The sequence below is a fragment of the Cruoricaptor ignavus genome, from assembly GCF_014961145.1.
Lineage (GTDB): Bacteria > Bacteroidota > Bacteroidia > Flavobacteriales > Weeksellaceae > Cruoricaptor > Cruoricaptor ignavus.
Genome location: NZ_CP063145.1, coordinates 1,974,775 through 1,995,634, shown reverse-complemented (window position 1 = coordinate 1,995,634; position 20,860 = coordinate 1,974,775). Strand labels below are relative to the sequence as shown.

Annotated in this window: 18 protein-coding genes and 3 pseudogenes; 6 read left to right on the top strand and 15 right to left on the bottom strand. The window is 39.3% G+C overall.

From position 1 onward, the window contains the following. Positions 1-65: 65 nt before the first annotated feature. The 15 genes and pseudogenes from IMZ16_RS09665 to IMZ16_RS09600 form a co-directional block, all read right to left on the bottom strand. Positions 66-419 carry a hypothetical protein gene (locus IMZ16_RS09665; protein WP_193439865.1) on the bottom strand — a complete coding sequence of 118 codons (354 nt, stop codon included), beginning with the start codon at positions 417-419 and terminating at the stop codon, positions 66-68. A 10-nt stretch (positions 420-429) separates the two neighbouring features. Beyond that, the gene (locus IMZ16_RS09660; RefSeq protein ID WP_193439864.1) at positions 430-1,236 is read right to left on the bottom strand and encodes a threonine/serine exporter family protein; all 807 of its coding nucleotides are present in this window, start codon (positions 1,234-1,236) and stop codon (positions 430-432) included. A gap of 263 nt (positions 1,237-1,499) precedes the next feature. Then, positions 1,500-1,838, bottom strand: coding sequence for a hypothetical protein (locus IMZ16_RS09655; RefSeq protein ID WP_193439189.1), 339 nt, complete (start codon positions 1,836-1,838; stop codon positions 1,500-1,502). A 6-nt stretch (positions 1,839-1,844) separates the two neighbouring features. Next, the gene (locus tag IMZ16_RS09650; protein WP_227411592.1) at positions 1,845-2,834 is read right to left on the bottom strand and encodes an IS3 family transposase; all 990 of its coding nucleotides are present in this window, start codon (positions 2,832-2,834) and stop codon (positions 1,845-1,847) included. Next, positions 2,786-2,974, bottom strand: a pseudogene (locus IMZ16_RS09645) (transposase); the annotation flags it as partial. The gene IMZ16_RS09650 and the pseudogene IMZ16_RS09645, both read right to left, overlap by 49 nt. A gap of 65 nt (positions 2,975-3,039) precedes the next feature. After that, positions 3,040-3,282, bottom strand: coding sequence for a hypothetical protein (locus IMZ16_RS09640; RefSeq protein WP_193439862.1), 243 nt, complete (start codon positions 3,280-3,282; stop codon positions 3,040-3,042). A 97-nt stretch (positions 3,283-3,379) separates the two neighbouring features. Beyond that, entirely contained in the window at positions 3,380-4,648 is a 1,269-nt protein-coding gene (locus IMZ16_RS09635; RefSeq protein ID WP_227411515.1) for an RHS repeat-associated core domain-containing protein, read from the bottom strand. Positions 4,649-4,694: 46 nt separating this feature from the next. Next, positions 4,695-5,069: a hypothetical protein gene (locus IMZ16_RS09630; RefSeq protein ID WP_193439861.1), complete on the bottom strand. Its 375-nt coding sequence runs from the start codon at positions 5,067-5,069 to the stop codon at positions 4,695-4,697. A gap of 82 nt (positions 5,070-5,151) precedes the next feature. Further along, positions 5,152-5,724, bottom strand: coding sequence for a hypothetical protein (locus tag IMZ16_RS10410; RefSeq protein WP_227411514.1), 573 nt, complete (start codon positions 5,722-5,724; stop codon positions 5,152-5,154). Between the two features lie 469 nt (positions 5,725-6,193). Beyond that, positions 6,194-6,389: pseudogene (locus tag IMZ16_RS10545) on the bottom strand (RHS repeat domain-containing protein); the annotation flags it as partial. 120 nt (positions 6,390-6,509) lie between these two features. Continuing rightward, entirely contained in the window at positions 6,510-7,022 is a 513-nt protein-coding gene (locus IMZ16_RS09620; protein WP_073181036.1) for a hypothetical protein, read from the bottom strand. A gap of 3 nt (positions 7,023-7,025) precedes the next feature. Further along, the gene (locus tag IMZ16_RS09615) at positions 7,026-13,670 is read right to left on the bottom strand and encodes an RHS repeat-associated core domain-containing protein (protein ID WP_227411513.1); all 6,645 of its coding nucleotides are present in this window, start codon (positions 13,668-13,670) and stop codon (positions 7,026-7,028) included. A 40-nt stretch (positions 13,671-13,710) separates the two neighbouring features. After that, positions 13,711-13,962 carry a T9SS type A sorting domain-containing protein gene (locus IMZ16_RS09610; protein WP_193439859.1) on the bottom strand — a complete coding sequence of 84 codons (252 nt, stop codon included), beginning with the start codon at positions 13,960-13,962 and terminating at the stop codon, positions 13,711-13,713. Positions 13,963-14,347: 385 nt separating this feature from the next. Further along, complete coding sequence (locus tag IMZ16_RS09605) at positions 14,348-14,983, bottom strand: TetR/AcrR family transcriptional regulator (RefSeq protein WP_193439584.1); 636 nt, start codon at positions 14,981-14,983, stop codon at positions 14,348-14,350. Then, positions 14,980-16,245 (bottom strand): aminotransferase class I/II-fold pyridoxal phosphate-dependent enzyme, encoded by a 1,266-nt coding sequence (locus tag IMZ16_RS09600; protein WP_193439858.1) that lies wholly within the window; start codon positions 16,243-16,245, stop codon positions 14,980-14,982. The genes IMZ16_RS09605 and IMZ16_RS09600 overlap by 4 nt, the downstream gene beginning before the upstream one ends. A gap of 267 nt (positions 16,246-16,512) precedes the next feature. Between IMZ16_RS09600 and IMZ16_RS09595 the strand changes: the two genes are divergently transcribed. The 6 genes and pseudogenes from IMZ16_RS09595 to IMZ16_RS09570 all read left to right on the top strand — a co-directional run bounded on the left by IMZ16_RS09595 (position 16,513) and on the right by IMZ16_RS09570 (position 20,810). Beyond that, on the top strand, positions 16,513-16,764 hold the full coding sequence (locus IMZ16_RS09595; RefSeq protein WP_193439857.1) for a hypothetical protein: 252 nt from the start codon (positions 16,513-16,515) through the stop codon (positions 16,762-16,764). A gap of 51 nt (positions 16,765-16,815) precedes the next feature. Then, positions 16,816-17,088 (top strand): annotated as a pseudogene (locus IMZ16_RS10400) (TonB-dependent receptor); the annotation flags it as partial. 174 nt (positions 17,089-17,262) lie between these two features. Continuing rightward, a complete protein-coding gene (locus IMZ16_RS09585) occupies positions 17,263-19,617 on the top strand; it encodes an outer membrane beta-barrel family protein (protein ID WP_193439855.1) in 2,355 nt (784 codons plus the stop codon). A gap of 386 nt (positions 19,618-20,003) precedes the next feature. After that, complete coding sequence (locus tag IMZ16_RS09580) at positions 20,004-20,222, top strand: class I lanthipeptide (RefSeq protein WP_193439854.1); 219 nt, start codon at positions 20,004-20,006, stop codon at positions 20,220-20,222. A 69-nt stretch (positions 20,223-20,291) separates the two neighbouring features. Beyond that, complete coding sequence (locus tag IMZ16_RS09575; protein WP_193439853.1) at positions 20,292-20,510, top strand: class I lanthipeptide; 219 nt, start codon at positions 20,292-20,294, stop codon at positions 20,508-20,510. Between the two features lie 66 nt (positions 20,511-20,576). Next, on the top strand, positions 20,577-20,810 hold the full coding sequence (locus IMZ16_RS09570; protein WP_193439852.1) for a class I lanthipeptide: 234 nt from the start codon (positions 20,577-20,579) through the stop codon (positions 20,808-20,810). Positions 20,811-20,860 lie beyond the last annotated feature (50 nt).

The following is a 20,860-nucleotide window of genomic DNA, read 5'->3' as shown; positions in this document are numbered from 1 at the left end:
GATTATTATTATATCTCTTGTCTCCTAAACCCTGATGATTATGGGAAACCAACACGTCTGGAATATTACCAGTTTAAAGCGTTCCATTTTGAATTAAACATTATACTATCAATTTTAACTGCTGAAAATTTATTAATAAAATCTTCATATAACAGTTCATTATCCGTCCAGAAGCCATAGTTTTTTTTATATGGCATTTTTAAAATAACTTTATCATTCTCATCTAGTCCTATTTCTCTTATGGGAGTATTTTCTTCATCAAATTCTACCAACCAATGTTTAACATCATCTATCTTGTCTTCAAAATCAGGATTACTAACAGGTAAAATTGTTTTAAGGATTTTGCTAATTATTTTTTTAGAAAAATTACTCTTTTTCTCAAGTTCAAGAGGTAAACTAAATTTTAGATACTTTTCCATATATATATATTTATTTCTTCCACCAATGAAAATGCCCAGGATCTTGAACTCTCCAACTATTTCCAGGTAATTTAGTTTGTCTAAATGACCTATTCCAATTCTGCAATGTGGAATTTCCAATTTTTTTCCAGTGATTTCCACCAGCTCCCCATCTTGTGCTATAAGTCTTAAAACCTCCCTTTATACTATATGAAGAACCTGTTCTGACCCATTGTTTTAAACCTCCTGTTACCTTATTTAAATATCCGACTCCAAATCCCAGAGCTTTTCCAGTAACAACACCCCCAACAAAGCTTGACATTATATCAAAACTTGGATCATACAATGCTCCACCTGTTCCCTGCGTATAATATCTAAACCCATAACCTTCAAATGATGAACTGACTTCTCCACCTTGTGAAAAAGTAACTTTTACACTTGTAGAAGCTATTTCATTTCCGTTTTTGTCATAAAGATAATCAGTTCTATCACCGCCTTTATTGCTAACTTTCTTCCCATTTTCATCATATCCGTTGTCATTAGGACTATCTCCCAAATGCATCGCGTGGTTCAATCCTGCAACAATACCTCCAATTACCGCTCCTTGCCAGAAGTTTCCACCACTTAGTTCTGCTCCAATTCCACCAGATAACGCTCCAAATGCAACTGTCCCTACTGCACTTGAAGCAAATTGCGACAAGCCAACCTTGTTAAGGGCGTACCCCCAAGCACTTGCACCCAAACTACCTAATGCACCTGCTATAAATGCCTGCTTGAAACTCGCGCCCTGCATCAATGAAAGTGTCCCTTGCGCAACACCATGTGCGGCAGCCTGCAATATAGCGTTTCCAAAAGTTTGAGCATACTGCCCAGGTAGTCCTTATGCAAAAATTTGTAAGAACCGCTGCTCTCTGTATAATTCTTAACGAAGATAATGTTGCTTTCGTATGGCGAGCCGCATTTTAAAAACCTAAAAGAACTTCTACGCTTTTGCAGGCAAATGCCTGCACAGGTTTGCTATGTTTATTTCACATTTCATCTCTTAAAGCTTGATGGTTACGGGAAACCAACACATCTGGAACATTACCACATGTTTGGAATTTAGTCAAAAATTAGCATATCTCCTCTCATCATTATATCCTTAATAATTCTTTCTCGATCATTCTCAAATAAAATTGAATTTGAAGATGGATATTTCGCTTTTAATTTAGTTTTAAATTCTTCAGTATTATTATTAATAAGATAGTTTAAAAACTCTTGTATTGCTCTATCTTTATAAATCGGATTCAAGGTGGGGGAATACGAATTTAAAAGTTTTATATATTCCTGTGTTGGTTGTTGTTTCAAATATAGTTCTTGACAAAGCAAGTTAAATAAAGATAATTGAAAATAAATGTCATCCTTTACTATATCTCTATTGTACTGTCCCCCAAATTTCAACCACGGTTAAGCAGATTTAAGTTTGTTGGTTGGTTCAAAAATAAACAAATCTTTTGGTTTCTGAAGGTTGATACCCTGATGGCTTCTTCGATGGTATCCGCTAATAAAATCCCTAATTCCTTCGTACAGTTCCCAGCCCGATTCCACAGGGTTTAAGTAGATATAATCGTACTTTATCGTCCTGAAAAAGCGTTCAATATAAATATTGTCCGTAGCCCTGCCTTTGCCATCCATACTGATTTTTACGCCGTGAGTTTCCATGCTTTCTATCCAATGATTCGAAGTATACTGGCTCCCTTGGTCGGAGTTAACGATTTCAGGCTTGCCATATTTCTTTATCGCCTCATTCATCGCCGAAGTCTGGGTTTCCATCTCCAAAGTGTTGGAAAGCTGCCAGCCCACAATATACCGGCTGTACACATCGATAATCGCCGTAAGGTACATAAAGCCCCTTTTCATCGGGATGTAGCTGATGTCTATCTGCCAAACCTGGTTGGGTCTTTCTATTTTTAAACCCCTCAAAAGATACGGGCGAATATAGCTTGTCTTGCCCAATTTACTCAAATTTCTTTTAGGGTAAATGGTGGCGATGCCCATCACCTGCATCAGACGGCGAACCCTCTTCCGGTTCACGATAAAGCCTATTTCCCTGAGTTCCCGGGTGATCCTTCGGATGCCAAAACTGGGATATTTCAGGTGGATTTTATCGATTTCCGTCATCAAGATTAAATTCGCATCGCGTTCTCTTTGCGGACTATAATACAAATTACTCCTGTTGATGCATAGTAAATCGCACTGTTTGCGGATGCTCAGCCGGTGCTTCCTGTCTATCATTTCCTGTCTTTCCTTTATTCCTCGAGCATCCCTAAGTTTTTTTTTAGAAAATCGATTTCTATCTGCAGCTGTCCGATTTTCTGATAGAGCTTTTCCTCCTTCCCGGCGGAGTGTTCTTTTTTCTTTTCTAAAGCAAAAACCTGCTCGGACTTGCTTAAAAATTCCTTCTTCCAGTTTTGGATTTGCTGGGGATGGACTTCGAACCGGGAGGCTAATTCTGCCAACGTTTGCCTTTCTTTCAGTGCTTCGAGGGCAACCTGTGCCTTGAAGCTTGGAGTAAATTTTCGTCTTTGTTTTTTCATCTTTTTACGAGTTAAAATTAATTCTTTTTTTTAAACTTAACTCGTGGTCTGAGTTTAGGGGTACATTATATATCAACTGTTTTCAGAAAAGGTTTCACTTCATACAATTTATCTGCCAAATAAAGTTGTTTCATTTTATACAAATAAAAAAGTTCATTTTTTTTATCATTTTCTAAAGCACAATCTATAGTAATTTGGAGACTGTCATTTAATTGTTTTTTTAATTTTTTATAATCTTCGCTTGAAAAATTACTATTAGAATTGATCCCAGTCCTGTCAAAAGTCATCCAAAGAGAATATCTTTTCAAATATAAATCTTGAAATTTTTCATAACACTTTTCTTCGTTCTTTTTACAACTAAGAAAAAGAAAAAAATACATAATATAGATATTTTATAGTTAATCATTACCTTACTCTAATTATATGGGTAGTTGTTATAGCTCCTGTTGCACCTGCAGGAATTTTGTAGGTAAGACCTACATTTACTCTTATTACAGAATTTAGAGGCACTGTAAATTTAGCAGTGGATAAAACTGCTGCACTACCTTGTGTAGTGTACACTCTATAATCCATCCTTGCATTAATTCCAAATCCTTTATTAACCAAAAAACCGGCATCAATTATATTACCATTGGGGCCAACAATGTCATAATTAGCTATATAAGAGCCCGTAGTATTCATTTTTGCAACTTGTGTTGTCATATTAACATCAACAGTCCCGTCATCATAATAGGTTAAATCAGAAGTCGTCATACTTTGTGAGCCTGTTGGCGCAAACATTCCTTTACCATTTCCAACCTGATTTGTAGGATTTTCGCGAGTAATAACAGATTGTCCGCCTCTACTTCCTTTCGATAAGGAATGATTTTGACTTTTGCTAATTAATCTTTTACTTCTTAATGGTTTTCGAGGATCTTCTCCATTATCAAATCCACTCATTTTATGCATCGCGTGGTTCAATCCTGCAACTACCCCACCAATCAAAGCTCCTTGCCAAAAATTACCACCAGATAGTTCTGCACCTATGCCACCACCTAATGCTCCAAAAGCAATCATTGCACCGCCACTTGTTCCCATTATGCTACTCCAGCCACTTGCACCTAAACTTCCCGCAAAGCCCGCAACAGCAGAACTTAAAAAGTTTTGCCCCTGCATCAAACCTAATACACCTTGTGAGATAGCGTGGCAACCACCTTGCACTACAGCTGTACCAAACTTCCCTAAAGCATCGGCTATTTGAGTTGCTGTTCCTGCAGCATTTGTAAATATACTACCTATACCAAAACTTGCAGCTCCACCGACGGCTCCAAAAAACATAGATTTCAAAGCTCCTCCAAGTTGCCATTTTTGTCCAGTTAATGCTACTGATAAAGTATACGTAACAAGACCAGCACCTGCTCCAATTATAGCGGCCGTTATAAGACCAGCTAAAAATTTAGAGGCCATTCCGGCAAGAAAACCAAATATAAAGAATTCCCCACTCGGATCACTAAACATCAGCGGATTATTCAGTACATACCCATACTTGTTGTAGTTCTGGGTGTTGAACATAACCTGTATGTTCTCGTCGGCATTTAAAAACCTTCTCAGCAATGGATCATACAATCTTCCGTTCATTTGTACGAGGCCTACTTCCGCAAAATGCTCGTGGAAAGTATAGTATATGTCAAGCAATGAATCTCTATTAGAATACGCCGACAGAACAATAACACTATACTTACTAATTCAAATCATAGTAAAACCAATCAGTTAAATACTCTTCACAATTACTGAATAAATATGTATCAAAGGCTAATTTAAATCTATATTTTTTGTTTTCTTTAAAAACCTGCGAAATCCTTCCAGGAATAACTTTGACTTTGTATTCTTTGATTTTATTATTTTTCAGACAAAACGTTTTTCCTAAACATTTTTTAGTATCCAAACATGATGCTCCGTCAAAACTATAGCCAGTATATTCATACGACTTTTTTTCTTCATTATAAATCTGAACATCAGTTGGTCTAGCCCATTCACTTTTATATTGGATAGGAACTTTTAATTTTCTTTTAGTTTGATTTTTAATTATAAGAGTTACCGTACCATCCTTTGACAAAGTATTATTTGCAAAAGATAGATTACATTTTTGTTGCGCAGAAAAAAAACTCACAACCAGTATTAGAATAAATTTATACATATTATTTAAAAAAACTTGAGTTTGCAAAATCATTATATCGTGATTGATAAGCCCTGATTAGCGCAGGGTGGGCTGTCATATAATTATAAAATTCGCGAGCTTTATTCCAATACCCCTCCATGGAACTAAAGGAAGCCTTAGGTAAATTTTTATTAAATAAAGAGTCATGGTAACCTAAAAACTCTCTTACTTGATATATACTTAGGTTCCCTGTCATTCCTAAAATAGCTCTTTGGTAAACATGAACAAATTCATGATGAACCACCCTCGCAAATGTTGCAACAGGCCCCCTAAATACATGTTTTGCAATAGTTACCTCTTGCATTCCGTAAGCCTCACCGCCAGTCAATCCTGAGTAGCTGTAATCATCTGAAAAAGTAAGTGTATATTTCCCTTCAATACCCGCATCTAAATTATACTTTGAATTGACTAAATCGAACGCACCCTGATAATCATCATTTTTAACTAACTTTCTAAACGTACGACGAGTATCTTTATCTACACGCGGCTCGCTAATTGCATGCGCTACATGATTCAAACCAGCAACAACCCCTCCAATCAAGGCACCTGCCAAAAATTGCCACCACTTAGTGCAGACCCTACACCTCCTGATAGCGCCCCGAAAGCAATCGTACCTACCGAACTTGAAGCAAATTGTGACAACCCGACCTTATTAAGCGCATAACCCCAGGCACTTGCACCCAAACTACCTAATGCACCTGCTATAAATGCCTGCTTGAAACTCACACCCTGCATCAATGAAAGCGTCCCTTGCGCAACACCATGTGCGGCAGCCTGCAATAGAGCGTTTCCAAATGTTTGAGCAGCAGTAGAAAAAATACTTCCAATCCCAAAGGTGACCGCGCCAGAAATCCCACCCCAAAATGTGGCTTTTAAAGCAGCTACAAACGACCACTTGCCACCCGTCACCAAAACTCCGACCGTATAGGCCGCCAACCCAACAGCAGCGCCAATTGCAGCAGCAGTTGCAATCGCAGCAGCATTGGATACTATCCATCCTATTGCGGCTGCAAGCAATGGAATAAATTCCCCGCTTGGATCGTTGAACATCAACGGATTATTCAACACATATCCATACTTGTTGTAGTTCTGGGTGTTGAACATATCCTGGATGTTCTCGTCGGCGTTCAGGAACCTGCGCAATAGTGGGTCGTAGAGCCTGCCGTTCATGTGGATAAGCCCTACCTCGGCAAAATGCTCGTGGGAGGTGTAACCTCTAAAAAACCAAAAAGAACTTCTACGCTTTTGCAGGCATTTGCCTGCACAGGTTTGCTAAGTTTATTTCACATTTCATCCCTTAAATCTCAGTGGTTATCGGAAACCAACACTTTTGGAACATTACCATTTAATCAGTAACATTGGAAAAGGAGATGGGTGTTCAATTATTTCAATAGTCTTAAAATTCTCTCTAATTATTTTATCTATCTTATAATCTATCAGAGAAGACAAATTTAATTTTTTCCCGTCTTTTAAGCAGATTTCAACATAATAGTAATAATCATTATATGCCGATGCAGAGACCCCGACAGAATCGCTGAAGTGTTGTCCTGTTGCATAAATCTTTATCTTATCTATGTCATTTACTTCATAAACAATATCATTTATAGTCAATTTATTTTGCTCGACTTTAATATGCCTATATGTATTATTTAGATAATTCATATGCAATATTGCCACCGGTAAGAAAATAGCAATAAAATAAAAAACAAATGTTGATAGGAACAATATTTTAAACAAATCAAATTCTGCGTTTAAATACAAAAAATACATAAGCCCAAAATAAACGATGCTTATTATAATCAGTTCTCTTAATGCATAGAGTTGGCTTTTTAATGATATTTTCAAATCCATATATTATCTATAACGCATCCAATTACTTATAGCAGTATTAATAAAATTATTATAACTATGCTTAAATTGTGGCCACCAAGTATCCCAAGCACTTTCTGTAACACCAGCTCCAACTCCTATAGTAGTTCCTACCACAAAACCTGCAGGTCCACCCGCTGTACCTCCTATAGCTGCACCTACTTCCATTCCCGCAACATAAGAAGTAACTGTAGCTCCTAATCGAAAACTAAAACGGTAACCGCTGATTTCTCCATTGATATATTCCACTCCATCATATATTATTTGTCCACCTGCAGATAAATACCCGCCTACTTTTCCGAATTTTCCTAAAATCTTACTATTTCCTTTTAAGCTCTTATCCATTGCATCAATAAATTCAGCAGAAGCTCCTATCTCTTTACCAACTTTCGCCCCATACTTTATTTTATTTGCTGTTGTTTTCTTTCCCTTTCCTGGTGGGTCTTCTCCTTCATCATTATCAAAAGGCGAATTCATCTTATGCATCGCATGGTTCAATCCTGCAACAATACCTCCAATTACTGCACCTTGCCAGAAGTTCCCGCCTGTTAGCTCAGCACCAATTCCACCAGAAACAGCCCCAAATGCAATCTGACCAAGCGCTTTATTAGCAAACTCTTTGCCCACAGCCGCTCCAAATGCACTTGCTCCTAAACTTCCTAACGCACCGGACCAAAAGGCTTGGGTGAATGAACCTCCCTGCATCAATGACAAAGCTCCTTGAGCAACCGCATGAGCACCTGCCTGCACAAACGCTGTTCCAACCTCCCCAAGAGCTTTTGCGAACGAAGTAGCGACTTGCACCCCGTCTTTGACGACGCTAAAGATACTGCCAATTCCAAAAGTAACCGCGCCAGAAACTGCACCCCAAAACATAGATTTTAAAGCACCGCCAATGTTCCATTGCTTAATATTTCCGGTTACTGCAAGACCGACCGTATAACTTGCCAGACCAATTGCGGCTCCAATGATTACAGCCTTCCAAAATAAAACGCCTAACCCAAGGAAGACAAAAAACTCCCCACTCGGATCGCTTAACATCAATGGGTTGTTCATCACATACCCATACTTGTTGTAGTTCTGGGTGTTGAACATATCCTGTATGTTCTCATCGGCATTTAAGAATCTTCTCAATAGAGGATCATACAATCTTCCGTTCATGTGGATAAGCCCTACCTCGGCAAAATGCTCGTGGGAGGTGTAACCTCTGTCAAGAAGCAATCCGCCGTTGGATAGGAAATCCCGTATCTGGTTCTCGTCCGTCATGATGGCTCCGCCGTTCACCTGCAGGTGTGTAAGGTTGCCCCAAGCGTCAAAATGCCTTTGCTCAATTTTATTTCCAGCCTCGTCGCTAATGGCTAAAATACTTCCCAGATAATCTTTGTGTAAAAACACAAACTTCGCCTGCGCTTCTTGGAAGTTTTTCAAATATACAATATTACTTTCATAGGGCGAACCACCAATGTAAATCAAGTGTTTTTCTTGTCCTGTTTGGTTGTTTCTAATGATTTCATAGCTGCCATCTTCACTGTAATATTTGGTAAATTTGCCCTCGCCATCTGCGGCAAAGTTTCCGCCGTAGGTCGCCATTTGGCGCATCTCGGTAAGGCCGTATTCAAACCTTACATCGCCCTTTACACCGTCAATAAATACCGGGTCGTTGTTCTCGTTATAGAGAATGTTCTGCACAAGGTCGTTCGCAAGTTTCTGCTGCCCCGCAGCATTCAATACGACGGAGGTTGGCCTGTAGACGAACTGGTTGTTCTCGAACTTCACGCTTCCCAGCATGTCGTTCTCCTTTATCCTTCCCTCGGCATCATAGCCGTTGGAGGACATGCCGCCCGTCCTCGGGTTCGTCCAGGAAACGAGCCTGTTGTTGTCATCGTAGTTGAAGGACTCGCTGATATTTAAATCGCCTCCCGTGTTGCGGCTGTTAAGCTCATTTTTAATAGCATTGAAACTATAATTAACTTGGAGGATAGTCTTATTTGGCGTCGTGTGGCTGATGTTCATCAGGAAGCCGTTCTGATCGTAGATGTTCAGTATGTCTGTAGCGCCTAGTTTTGCCCGTGTTACCTGCCCCTTGGCGTTGGCCTCCTGCAATTCCCACAGTACCTTGCCGGTATTCTTATCTTTCAGCTGGAAAAGTTCGCCGCTCCAGCTATCATATACATTCTCTATGGTTACCTTAGTGGTAACACCGTTGGAATAAAGACCTTTTTCATAGGAAGTAACTCTGGATTTATCGTCGTAAGTAATGCCACTCTGCCAGAAGGACCTACCATTTCCTGACTCCGTTCTAGATAGAATCCGTCCGTAGTTATCGTAGTTAATACTGCTGCCGAATGCCTTGCCTTTAGATGAACCATTCTTAGAGATAATAAGTCCCTTGTCGTTATAGGCATAGGTAATGGTCTTATCCGTGTTCTGCGTGCCATCAGTTGTGATCTCTCTTTGAGAAATCAGCTGACCGAGGCTGTTGTAGCTGTATTCTTTATTTCCTTTCGGGCTGGTTTCCTTTACCACCTGTCCAAAGGCATTATACTGGTATTTATAAAGCCCGTTGGAGGGATCGTAAAATTCCGACTTCCTTCCCCATTCGTCATACTTGGTAGTGACGATATTGGAGCCGTACTTGGCTTCCGTAACCTGACCCGCCGCATTGAATTTGAAGTTGATGACACCACCCTTGTCCTCGGAGCTGATGATATTTCCTAGGGCGTCGGCAGTCTGCTTTTTGAAGCGGTTGTTGGCGTTGGTCTCGGTTACCGTAACCGTCCTACCATTATAGGAACTTTCTACTACTTTCCCTGTAAACGATGTAGCCTTTATGGGGCGTGAGTATTCGTCATACTGGATGGTATTCCATTTGGAAGCACCCTCGCCCTCATAGTAAGGCTCACTTTCGGCGGTCTTTCTTCCCAATTCGTCATATTGGGTATCTTTCGCAACATAGCGACCGCTGTTCACGGACTTCACCCTGGTCTTATAAATCTGGCCTATTTTATTGGTATAGGTCGCTTTTTCATCACCGTCAGGACTATATTCCGTAATGCGTGCATCGCCGTTATAAAACTTTTCATACGTATATGTGGTAGTGCCACCAAGGTTAGTCTTGGAAGTCAGCATTTTACCCCAGCCATCGTAGGTATTGGTCAGCTTATTGCCAAGCGGATCGGTCTGCTCCAGTACCTGCCCCCAATCGTTATAACATATAGATGTCTGCAGGCCGAGGTTGTCGGTCTTCTTCACTACAAAACGTCCAGTAGCCTCATATTGCGCGCTCTCGCTCTGAGTGTTTCCATCTGCACTGTTGCTGATGGTTTTCGAGGTCGTGTTCCCGAAGCCGTCATAAGAATAGGTCTCCCTTATCCAGCCGGAGTTATTCTGGTTCCAACTGGTCTTGCTTTTTAGCAGGTTATTCTCGTATTCGTAATCCTCCTTGGCACCTTTGCTGTCGCCATATACCTGTACGGTCTCTGTCTTGGACTTCGGACGTCCGATATAGTAGTCTTTGCCGGTTCCTCCCGGATTGTGCAGATATTCCAGATTGGTCGTGGTAGTGGCAAAGCCGTTGTTGATGCTGCTCACCGTCTGCGTAGGCAGGTAGTATTCGTTATAGCTAATTATCGTACTAGTCGTCGTAATATCACGCTGGAAGTCCTTAGTCGTAGTTGTAACAGGCAGAAGTGCCTTCACACCGTATGGCAGTGCGTCGTTCCGGTATTGGGTTGATTTGAAAGAGAGCAGTTGCGAGTTGTTAACCGATATGTCAGAAGGGAAAATTAGGTTCTCGTCTGCGGTCTTGATACTCCATTCCTTAACTGGAACACCCTCCTGTAACGGATCCATCTCGGCACCGCTCCAAATAATTGTCTGATAAAAAGGATAGTTGTAACTGTACCAGGACGATCTTGCCGTCTGGCGGAAGCCTACCATGCCCCGGCCGTGAAGATGGGACACGAGACCTTTATATCTAAAGTCCTGCCTGCGTGATTCCTGCACAAGACTGCTGACCACATAGCTTTTGTTAACCCGGTTTAATGCCATATAAGGGTATTGCATTGGGCTATCCGCCTTGTACTGGTAGCCCGGCAACAATTCGGCATACTGGACATCTGTTGTCAATTTTCCTTGGGTGATGGAGCTGATTCTCGAACTTGTCGGGATATGCTTGTAGTCCAGATAGATGACATGAAGGCGCGAACAATTGCTCAACGGGCAATCGTCGGGAGCTCCAATTAAAATAATTTGACGGTTGGTCTTATTGATAAATAAGGGCTGGAATGGAATTACCTTTTGGTTGTAATATTGAGAATGATTTAGAGTGTTGCCAAAGTTAAAAGGGAGCGTCGTGCTGCCGATAGAAGATATGCTGCCAGGCTTACTGGTAGAATAGACAGATAGGGTAACCGATGTATTCTCCCAGTCATTATGTGCGTTCCAAGCATGATTTTTAATAACAAGTTTGTTAACAACAATCTCGCTCTTGCCATCCTGATCTAAATCGGTAGCCTGATATTGATAGTTTGTAATTGTAGCATAATTACATCCAGACTCAAAGAATGTATTATGCCTGCCCTGATTAGTTATTTCTTGGTTAGCGGAAAAATAAATGAAATTGTAGTAATCATGAACATCGAAGCCTTTCCCTGTGGACATATAAAATTTCCAGTTTGAAGACTTGTCCGCCTGCGGAACGGCCATATCCACCTTGCCGTCACCATTGAAGTCGCCCAATATCTTTTTCGAGCCAAGCCCCGACAGGGAGGTATAAGGCATTACCGATACTAGTGAATAGTGTCCATTCGCATCTCGCTTGATGTTGTAAAAATCCTGAAGGCTATTACCGCGGTCTTTATACAGTTCATCGATGCCGTCGCCATTAAAATCGGCACTCTCGAAAACCTGGTCGGATGAGGAACTGTAATTAAATTTAAAAAAGCTTTGTTCATAGGGAACCTCGTGCTTTAAGTCGAAAAATACGGTTGAGTTTTCGGTGTAGCTCTGGTACTCAAAGCCCACATCCGGAGGCATAATTTTTTGCAGTGTTGTATCGCTGGCCTGATCCTTATCTACGGATGGCACCTGCGTATTGTCCTTTCTTAAATTTGACTGCGGGATTAGGATGGTGTCCTGTTCAAGATCGGTTTTTGGTTCGGCATTGGCGACTGTAATTTTGGACGCCTTCTTGTTGGCACTATACGGATCAATTGGCCCCTCACTATAACAAGTCAATTCATATGTGAAATCTAAGAGTACCTCCGATATACCGTCCCCATCATAATCATAGGATGCCACCCTCAGCAAGCTGGAAGGATTGCTGTAGCAATTTGACGGGTCGACTGACTCGCCTTCACCGTAAGCCTTGTAGTTTTCATACAATAAGGTTTTCGAGTATTTGAAATCAAGAGTGCGGCTCTGTAGGTTCACCGCATAAATTCTAAACTCGTAGTCGTAAGCATTTGAGCCGTCTGCCCGGTTTTTTCTTATGGGTATGACAATGCCCGCATTCTCTCCAACGACGTTATTGTTCTTATAGCTGATAATTGCGGCGTCGCGAAAGTTGGCTAAAGTAAACTCAGAAGTATTGTAGCTTATGTTTACCGCCTCTGATTCGACATAGACCGACTTCTTGAAAGACAGTGCCCCGCGGTTGTTCATCTCGATAAAATCCGTCACGCCGTCATAGTCAAAGTCGCCATACTTCCTTGTGTTGGCATTGCTCACGCTTGTTTCAATACTTGTAAGCGGACTGTTCGATGGATTACCCTGATAATTGAAGACTGCCGGATTGGCAGCCTCATCCTGCGAATTATATTCCGTTATAAGCGAGATTTTAGGATACCCATCGCTGGATGTGTGGGTTATCTGGTATCTTTTGAACTGGTTGCCGTTAGTTTTAACCTGGATGGAGTTCAATACCTTATCCTGTAGGAACTTTACGCCGTTTACATAGGACGTCTCGGTAAGTTCGCGGGTGGAGTAATAAAAATTAATCTGGTTGAAGTGGCTTTTGCCGAGGTTTTCATTTCCGCCCCAAGATATGCTGTTTATAGCCGCCACATTGTTGGACTGGAAATAGTTATAGCTTATGTAGTTTCCCTGGGCGTCCTTCCATTTGCTGATGTTATATTCTACCGGCGTGCGAGATTCCCAGGTATTTCCGTACCACGCCTGGCTGCCGTCCTCGAAGGTTACCTCCCAGTATTCCGGCCCTGTCCAGCCGTGTCCAGACACATTTCCTATTGATCTGATCTTTACATTCGAGAATTTTTCAGTCACATATTCCGCACCGCTAGATCCATAGGTGCCGGATTTCAAAAGCAGTCGCTGCCCGTTGAAGCTGAAATAATCTGTGTCATCAAGCTGGATTCCCTTTACAGCACCGTCTTTTTCAATAGTCCTGCTCATACGGGTAATACTGGTGATGCCTGAAAGATTCCAGCCATAGCCGGCAATGCCGTTCCCGGCTCCGCTTGTGTAAACGAGGTTGATTTGAGGTGCTACAGACTTTACGCCTGGTGGCAAGGCTATCGGCAGAGTATATTGTAGCTGGCCACCGCCATTGACTTCTATATTCCCTTGGGTGTCGTGGAAATTCTGTGCAGGAAGTATTCCTGCTACCATAAAGAGTAGGAAAAAATATAATTGCTTCATGGGAACTTGTTTACAGTTTAATAATATTTCTGCTCATCTTACGTCCGTCCTTAAGCTGAAAGCTAAGGATATACACCCCCATATACATTCCGTTCATGTTTACCTGTACCTTGCGGTTCAAGTTGGGAAGGTTTTTTGTCGTGAAAACATTTGCCACAGTATTGTGCTGGTAAAGGGTCACATGGTCAATCATTTCATCGGCCTCATCCGACCAGCCTATCGTTAGCTCATCTTTTACCGGAACGGGATATACCTTGACCATCGACCAGAACTTGCTTTCATCAGTTTGTTCGGCCGACGACGACCTCCATGTCGTCAAATAATCGCCCTGCTGCTCCTCAGCAAGTCTGCGAATATCAACACCTCGGAAAATTTGATTGCCCGCCTCATCGTATCTGAATACTATAGTACTTTGGCCAAAATAGAAACCGCACATAGCGAAGAATGGCAGGATAATAAATTTGTTTTTCATAGTTATGGCGTTTTGCTTTAAAGCGAGCTGGTGTTTGCTCTAACTTTAGTGATTTAATTTTTAAAATATCTCCCGTCCCAAATATAAAAAACATATCACTTAAAAGTGATAAATAAACCAAAAAAAATCGTTATGTTTAACATGATGACTTGGTGAGGTCATTCCCATTAATTGTTTATTCTGAATACTCTTTAAAAAACATATCTATCATTTCGGAAATCACGCCTTTGACGACATTCCGATCTTCATCATCTTTTAAATCTAGCCCGCAAAAAGCACTTCCATTAAAATCTGTATGCAAATTGAGATAATAACTGGATGAAACAAGTATCGCCATTAAAGCTCTAAACTTTTTTGCTTCTGAGCCAAAATACCTGTCTGTAATGCTGGCAAACATCTCTTCTCCGGCAGCCTCCCGTTCATCAGCTAATTTCCTTAATGCAGATTTTGACTCGGACAATTCCCAAAGAATTATCTTCTGAAGCTCCTTATTTTTTTTTAATTCATCAAATTGGCCGCTAAGTAAAACTTTTGCTAAAACCTTCCCTCCATCATTAATATCTGTAGTCTCTACCAATTCGGAAACAGAGTTCCAATAATCCCTTTGTTTCAAATATTCGTTAATTAACTTATCAACACTGCCATAATAATCATAGATTAATTTTTTGTCTACGCCGGCCGCCGTAGCAATTTTGGTTACTTGTAATCCTTGATATCCTTTAGATTTCAAAATTTTTCCAACGGCATTTAGCATTCTAAGTTTCGTCTTTTCTTTGTCTCTAATGGGACCCTGAACTTTTTTACGAATCATTTGAACGATTTTGGTGCAATTTGCAATTTTTTATTTATATCCTCAAAGGCATTAAGCGTCTTATCGAGCTGGGATTTTGTATGAGTTGCCATTACAGCCATTCTTATTCGGGCATCTTTTCTCGCAACGGCCGGATATAGAATCGGATTAGTATAAATCCCCCTCTCAATAAGCATTTTACCCACATCCCCAGTCACATGTGGATCACCAATTTTGACCGGTACTATTGCTGACGAAGTTGTACCAGTATTTAGCCCTAAACTTTCCAAACCACTTTTAAAATAATTGATATTTTCCCAAATTTTAGCTCTCCATTGTGGCTCCTCGTCAATAAGCTCTATGGCTTTAATGATGCCCATGGAAGATGGCGGAGCCGTTGCAGAAAAAATCTGCTGTCGCGATTGAAACCTTATGAAAGCGGCCAATTTTGGCGATGTAATGACATAACCTCCAACATTGGCAAAAGTCTTACTAAAGGTTCCAGTGATTATGTCAACTTTATTCAGAACCGCGGCATCTTCCATCGAACCCCTCCCTGTCTTACCTAAAACACCAATGCCATGAGCATCATCCACCATAAGATAAGCGTCATATTTTTTAACTAAGTCAAATATTTCCTTTAGCGGAGCAACATCACCATCTTGGGAGTACACACCATCTACTATTACTAGCTTTGTTCTATATTTATCTTTTGAGGTCTTCAAAATATGTTCAAGCGCCTCCAGATTATTGTGAGGAAACGATTTTGTATTTGTCAAAATACATCCTTCATACACGCTTGTGTGCACCGCCATATCTACAATTGCAATATCCTCTTTTTGAAGAAGGATTTGAAGTGTAGCGCTATTCGCGGTATATCCAGTAGTGAACACCACTGCTTCATCTTGCTTGCGGCCAAAGAATCCAGCAATTTTCTTTTCTAAATCCTCATGATAAGCAAAGTGACCACCGATCAGTGGCGATGCTCCTGCGCCTGTGCCATATTTTTCAATACCTTCAATTGCTGCTTTTTTTACTTTTGGATGCTGCGTAAAACCTAAATAATCATTGGAGACAAAACTCACATAATTATCATTCTTTTTCTCAATTTCCACATTCATTATTGAATTACATCCACTAAAATTTTTCAGTCTGTAATTCATATGCCCATTTGATTTCATAAAATTTAAAAAATCATAGAATACTTCTGCACGCTGGGACATATCAGCTCCAGGAATGTTCTCAAAATCTTTAAATGTTGCTTTTCTAAAATCTATATCCATATTATATCGTTTTGAACAAATATAGTAAATCTCTTTTAAGTGACTTATTTAGAATTAATATAAATTATCATAATTTGTCACTTTTTAGTGACTTTTATAAAAAAATAGTATAGTTTTACCGAAATTAACAAGAACGGAAACTAATCCGTCAATTAATAAAACGTAATCAAAAAATTAATAAAATTTGAACAAACAATGAAAACAACGAAGACGCTTGCAATTGGATTATTAAGCATATTTGCGACTGCAATTTCCTGTAGACAATAAATGCTCTCAACAAATGAGATTCAAGAAACGAACTCCTTAATTCAAGATGCCACAACAAAAAATGGGAGATTGTATTTTCCAAACAAAGAATCTTTAGCTGCAACTTATAAAGAGTTAAAAAATCAAAATATAGAAGCTGTTCAAAAGTTTGTTAATGAGAAAGGCATTGAATACATAACTAGTAAAGATTTATTTAGAATTAGTATAAATTATAATATTTTGTCACTATTTAGTGACTATTATAAAAAATAAATTTAGATTTGTTAAATATAATTATTCAAATCATTAGAAAATTCACACTAAATGAATAGAAACATTTCCATATTACTCATCATATCTTCTTTGTGCTGTTTATCCAAAATAAAAGCTCAAGAAAGAAAAGACAGCATTTCCACAATGGAAATTCAGGAGGTTTTAATTAAATCGCAGCGAAAGAAACAATTTTCCGATCATGCAAATTACACTTTTGATAAAGAGGCATTGGAAAAAGCAAGATACTCCAAAGATTTGTTAACTACACTTCCCGAGCTTCAACTGGATCCTGTCAGCAACACTGTAACAAATATAAAAGGCGGTATTCAGGCAAAAGAAAAATTTGCTTATCGTTTAGGAACTGGTTTAACCAATATTTTCAATAAAAGTGTAATCGGCTCAAAAGTGGTTGGGCTGCTGTAAGCTCCCCCAAAAACAGTACAATTTAAAAGTATAAAAATTACTAATTTTTTATTTACAATATTTATATAAAATAACATGAAATATATTCTGTTGGTTAGTTTAATAATAATTAGCCAATCATTATCATCGCAAGATATTAAAATTACTGGCAGGATTCTGAATAAGGAAAATTCTCCTGTGGAATTTGCTGAAGTTCTGCTTCTGAAAAGGGATTCAGCTAAAATAAGAAGTGTGATTACCGATGCTGAAGGTGGATTTATCATCAATACACCTAAAGACTCCTATATATTACAGGTTAAAAGATTCAAAGATGTATTGTATTCAAAAGACATAAAGACAGATGGCGATCTTCATCTGAATGAAATACGCATTGAAGAATTACAGCAGATCAAAGAAGTTACCCTTGAAAAGAAAAAGAAATTAATTGAAAAGAAGATTGACCGTACGGTTTTTAATGTAGAAAATTCCATATTTTCAAGCGGAGCAGATCTAGCACAAGTTTTATCCGGAACCCCGATGTTGTCTGTAAGTGAAAATTCTGTTTCTATTGTTGGAAAAAGTGGTGTTGCCGTAATGGTTAATGACAAAATACTGAACATCAGCGGTACAGATCTGATCAATTATCTAAGGTCTCTGAGGTCTGATGATGTTGCTAAGATTGAAATCATCACCACACCTCCTGCAAAGTATGAAGCTCAAGGAAACAGCGGTATTTTGAACATCGTTATGAAGAAAAATACCAAATTGGGCTGGAGCGGAATTTTAAGCACGTCCTATATTCAAACAACCTATGTTGGTAACGCGAATAATTTGACCTTAAATTATAATTCGAATAAAATCACCACTTCATTAAGGCTGAGACAATACGACAGACCTTCAAAAGCCGTGGAGCTGATTGATATTATCGGGACTAATTCTATTCTAAGTGCTGATACAAGAAAAGACAAGTTTAAAGGGACCGGAGCGAACTTTAGTTTTGATTATAGGCTAGGCTCAAAGTCTAATGCGGGTGTGATCTATGATATTTCGAAGTCTCATTCGGATATGGACATTTTCAACAGATCCATCTATAACACGAATACTATTCAGGATTCCTTGCTGACCACCACTTCGGACCACAGGAAACCTATACTGATACATTCACTGAATGCTTATTATGATTATAAAATTGATTCTCTAGGCAAGAAATTAATTATTGCCGGAAATTATTACTCAAATAGTCCAGATGCAGATGTGCATTTTCAGACCCTTACGAACATCAATTCAAATATCCAAAGAATAAGAAACGTAAGTAACCTTGATTATCAGATTATTTCGGGGCAAGGGGATCTTTATCTTCCTTTTAAATGGGGAACGGTTGAGACAGGACTGAAGTTTACCCACTTTATGAACGATTCAAATGTGAAGTATTTCTCCGCTGATAATACTTTTGACTATATCTTGGATCAAAGTAGAAGCAACGTTTTTGAATACCGTGAAAATAATGCTGCCGCGTATGTAAGTATATCCAAATATCTGGGTAAAAAATGGTCTGCAAAAGCAGGACTCCGATATGAATATTCCACTATTGATGGCTATTCTGAAACTGCAGGTCAAAGAAACAAAAATGAGTATGGCAGGCTTTTTCCTTCCACTTATTTCGAGTATAAACCGAATGATAACAATACCATTTCTGCGAACTATTCAAAAAGGATCAACCGTCCGGGATTCACGGCCCTGAATCCTTTCAGATGGTACTCCAACCCTTATTCTTTCTATACTGGGAATCCTTATCTTCAGCCTTCTTACAATCATAATATTGAGTTTACTTACCTCTACAAAAATAAATATTCTGTAACGGTATACGGGCAGAAGACGATCAACGGTTATGGAAGGATTACTTCTGTGATGGGAGGAATCAAAGAAGTTAACTATAAAAATTATCTGACGCAGTATGATGCCGGATTGAGTTCCAACCTTTATACCAACATAACAAACTGGTGGGAAAACAATATGAACGTAGTTTCTTTTTATTCAGAAACCGAATCATCTATTCCTGAAGTGGTTCCACAGAAAGGGTTCTCCATGTACTATACGATCAATAATACCTTCACCCTTAATAAAAAAAAAGCGGTACTATTTTTATTAAATTTTTATCACTATCTGCCTAACAAGCAAGGGAATACTTATATTGGGAATATCTCCAACCTTTCAGCAGGTTTAAGATTTTCACTGATGGACAAAAATCTGAAATTTAATCTTATGGTAGAGGATATTTTCAGAGGAACACAAAGCAAGGGGAAAATCTTCTATAATGAATTCACCCAGTTTTATAATAATTACTACGATGCCAGACGTTTCACTCTGAATATGACCTATGCTTTTGGAAATAGGAATGTAAAGGGCAATACCAAACAAATACAGCTGGACGAGAAGAATAGAGCCAATTAACACCAGGAAAATATAACTCAACCAAAATATTTTATCATGAAAAAAGCAAACACAAACCTTAGCTCTTACCCCTGACAGGCAGCCGATGAATTGTAAGAAAAATCAGTATTAATTTACGGTCCGGTACAGGTAAAGCCTTTGGATAAAATCATTCTAAAATTAAAAACATGTGGAAAGTTATTTCTTCATAAATCCGCTGGTTGCTAAAACCACTTGACTATTTGCCTAATGAATAAAGTGTAAATATTTGAATTTCAATTATTATTGAAGATTGTAAGTTAATTTCGCCGGTTTGTTTTAAAAATAATCATTCTATCAGAAAATCATATAGGGGGGGGATGCTGAAAAACCTTTAAAGAGTAAGCAAAACATTAAATCTTTTTATTATGAAAAAATTAGAACTTGACCCATTGTCATTAGACAAAGAAACAATTGCTTTACTAGATGAAAAGCAGTTACAGGAAATTGTAGGCGGACAGGCTGTTGCTCCGGGAACATCTACAGGATGTGGTTCAGGAGCAAGTACTTGCGGAACCGGAGGCGGATCTACAGGATGCGGATCAGGAGGAAGCACTTGTATTTCCGAAGTTGAAACCTCGAATTAAGTTTAAAAAAAGGGGAAAGCCGAAAACCCTCCAAAACAGAGTAGGCAAAAACGTTAAATCTTTTTTATTATGAAAAAATTAGAACTAGACCCATTGTCATTAGACAAGGAAACAATTGCTTTACTGGATGAAAAGCAGTTACAGGAAATTATTGGTGGACAGGCTGTTGCTCCGGGAACATCTACAGGATGCGGTACAGGAGGAAGCGGATGTGGGACTGGAGGCGGATCTACAGGATGCGGATCAGGAGGAAGCACTTGTATTTCCGAAGTTGAAATCTCAAATTAAGCTAAAAAAAAGGGAAAGCCGACCCCAAAAAAAACAGAGTAGGTAAAACATTAAATCTTTTTTATTATGAAAAAATTAGAACTAGATCCATTGTCATTAGACAAGGAAACAATTGCTTTACTGGATGAAAAGCAGTTACAGGAAATTATTGGTGGACAGGCTGCAGCTCCGGGAACATCTACAGGATGCGGATCAGGAGGAAGTACTTGCGGTGCTACCCAGACTACTACTGCGGGCGGATCTACTGGATGCGGTTCAGGAGGAAGTACTTGTTCTGCGCAGGCAACAATAGATCAATAATATCAGGAGAGGCTGTATTATGGTACAGCCTCTCTTTTTTTAACGCTTTA

Excerpts from the sequence above, each read along its gene's own strand:
- IMZ16_RS09615 (WP_227411513.1), bottom strand. The coding sequence starts at position 13,670 with ATGGTAGCAGGAATACTTCCTGCACAGAATTTCCACGACACCCAAGGG.
- IMZ16_RS09575 (WP_193439853.1), top strand. The coding sequence starts at position 20,292 with ATGAAAAAATTAGAACTAGACCCATTGTCATTAGACAAGGAAACAATT.
- IMZ16_RS09620 (WP_073181036.1), bottom strand. The coding sequence starts at position 7,022 with ATGGATTTGAAAATATCATTAAAAAGCCAACTCTATGCATTAAGAGAA.
- IMZ16_RS09610 (WP_193439859.1), bottom strand. The coding sequence starts at position 13,962 with ATGGTCAAGGTATATCCCGTTCCGGTAAAAGATGAGCTAACGATAGGC.
- IMZ16_RS09600 (WP_193439858.1), bottom strand. The coding sequence starts at position 16,245 with ATGGATATAGATTTTAGAAAAGCAACATTTAAAGATTTTGAGAACATT.
- IMZ16_RS09665 (WP_193439865.1), bottom strand. The coding sequence starts at position 419 with ATGGAAAAGTATCTAAAATTTAGTTTACCTCTTGAACTTGAGAAAAAG.
- IMZ16_RS09605 (WP_193439584.1), bottom strand. The coding sequence starts at position 14,983 with ATGATTCGTAAAAAAGTTCAGGGTCCCATTAGAGACAAAGAAAAGACG.
- IMZ16_RS09595 (WP_193439857.1), top strand. The coding sequence starts at position 16,513 with ATGCTCTCAACAAATGAGATTCAAGAAACGAACTCCTTAATTCAAGAT.
- IMZ16_RS09585 (WP_193439855.1), top strand. The coding sequence starts at position 17,263 with ATGAAATATATTCTGTTGGTTAGTTTAATAATAATTAGCCAATCATTA.
- IMZ16_RS09580 (WP_193439854.1), top strand. The coding sequence starts at position 20,004 with ATGAAAAAATTAGAACTTGACCCATTGTCATTAGACAAAGAAACAATT.
- IMZ16_RS09570 (WP_193439852.1), top strand. The coding sequence starts at position 20,577 with ATGAAAAAATTAGAACTAGATCCATTGTCATTAGACAAGGAAACAATT.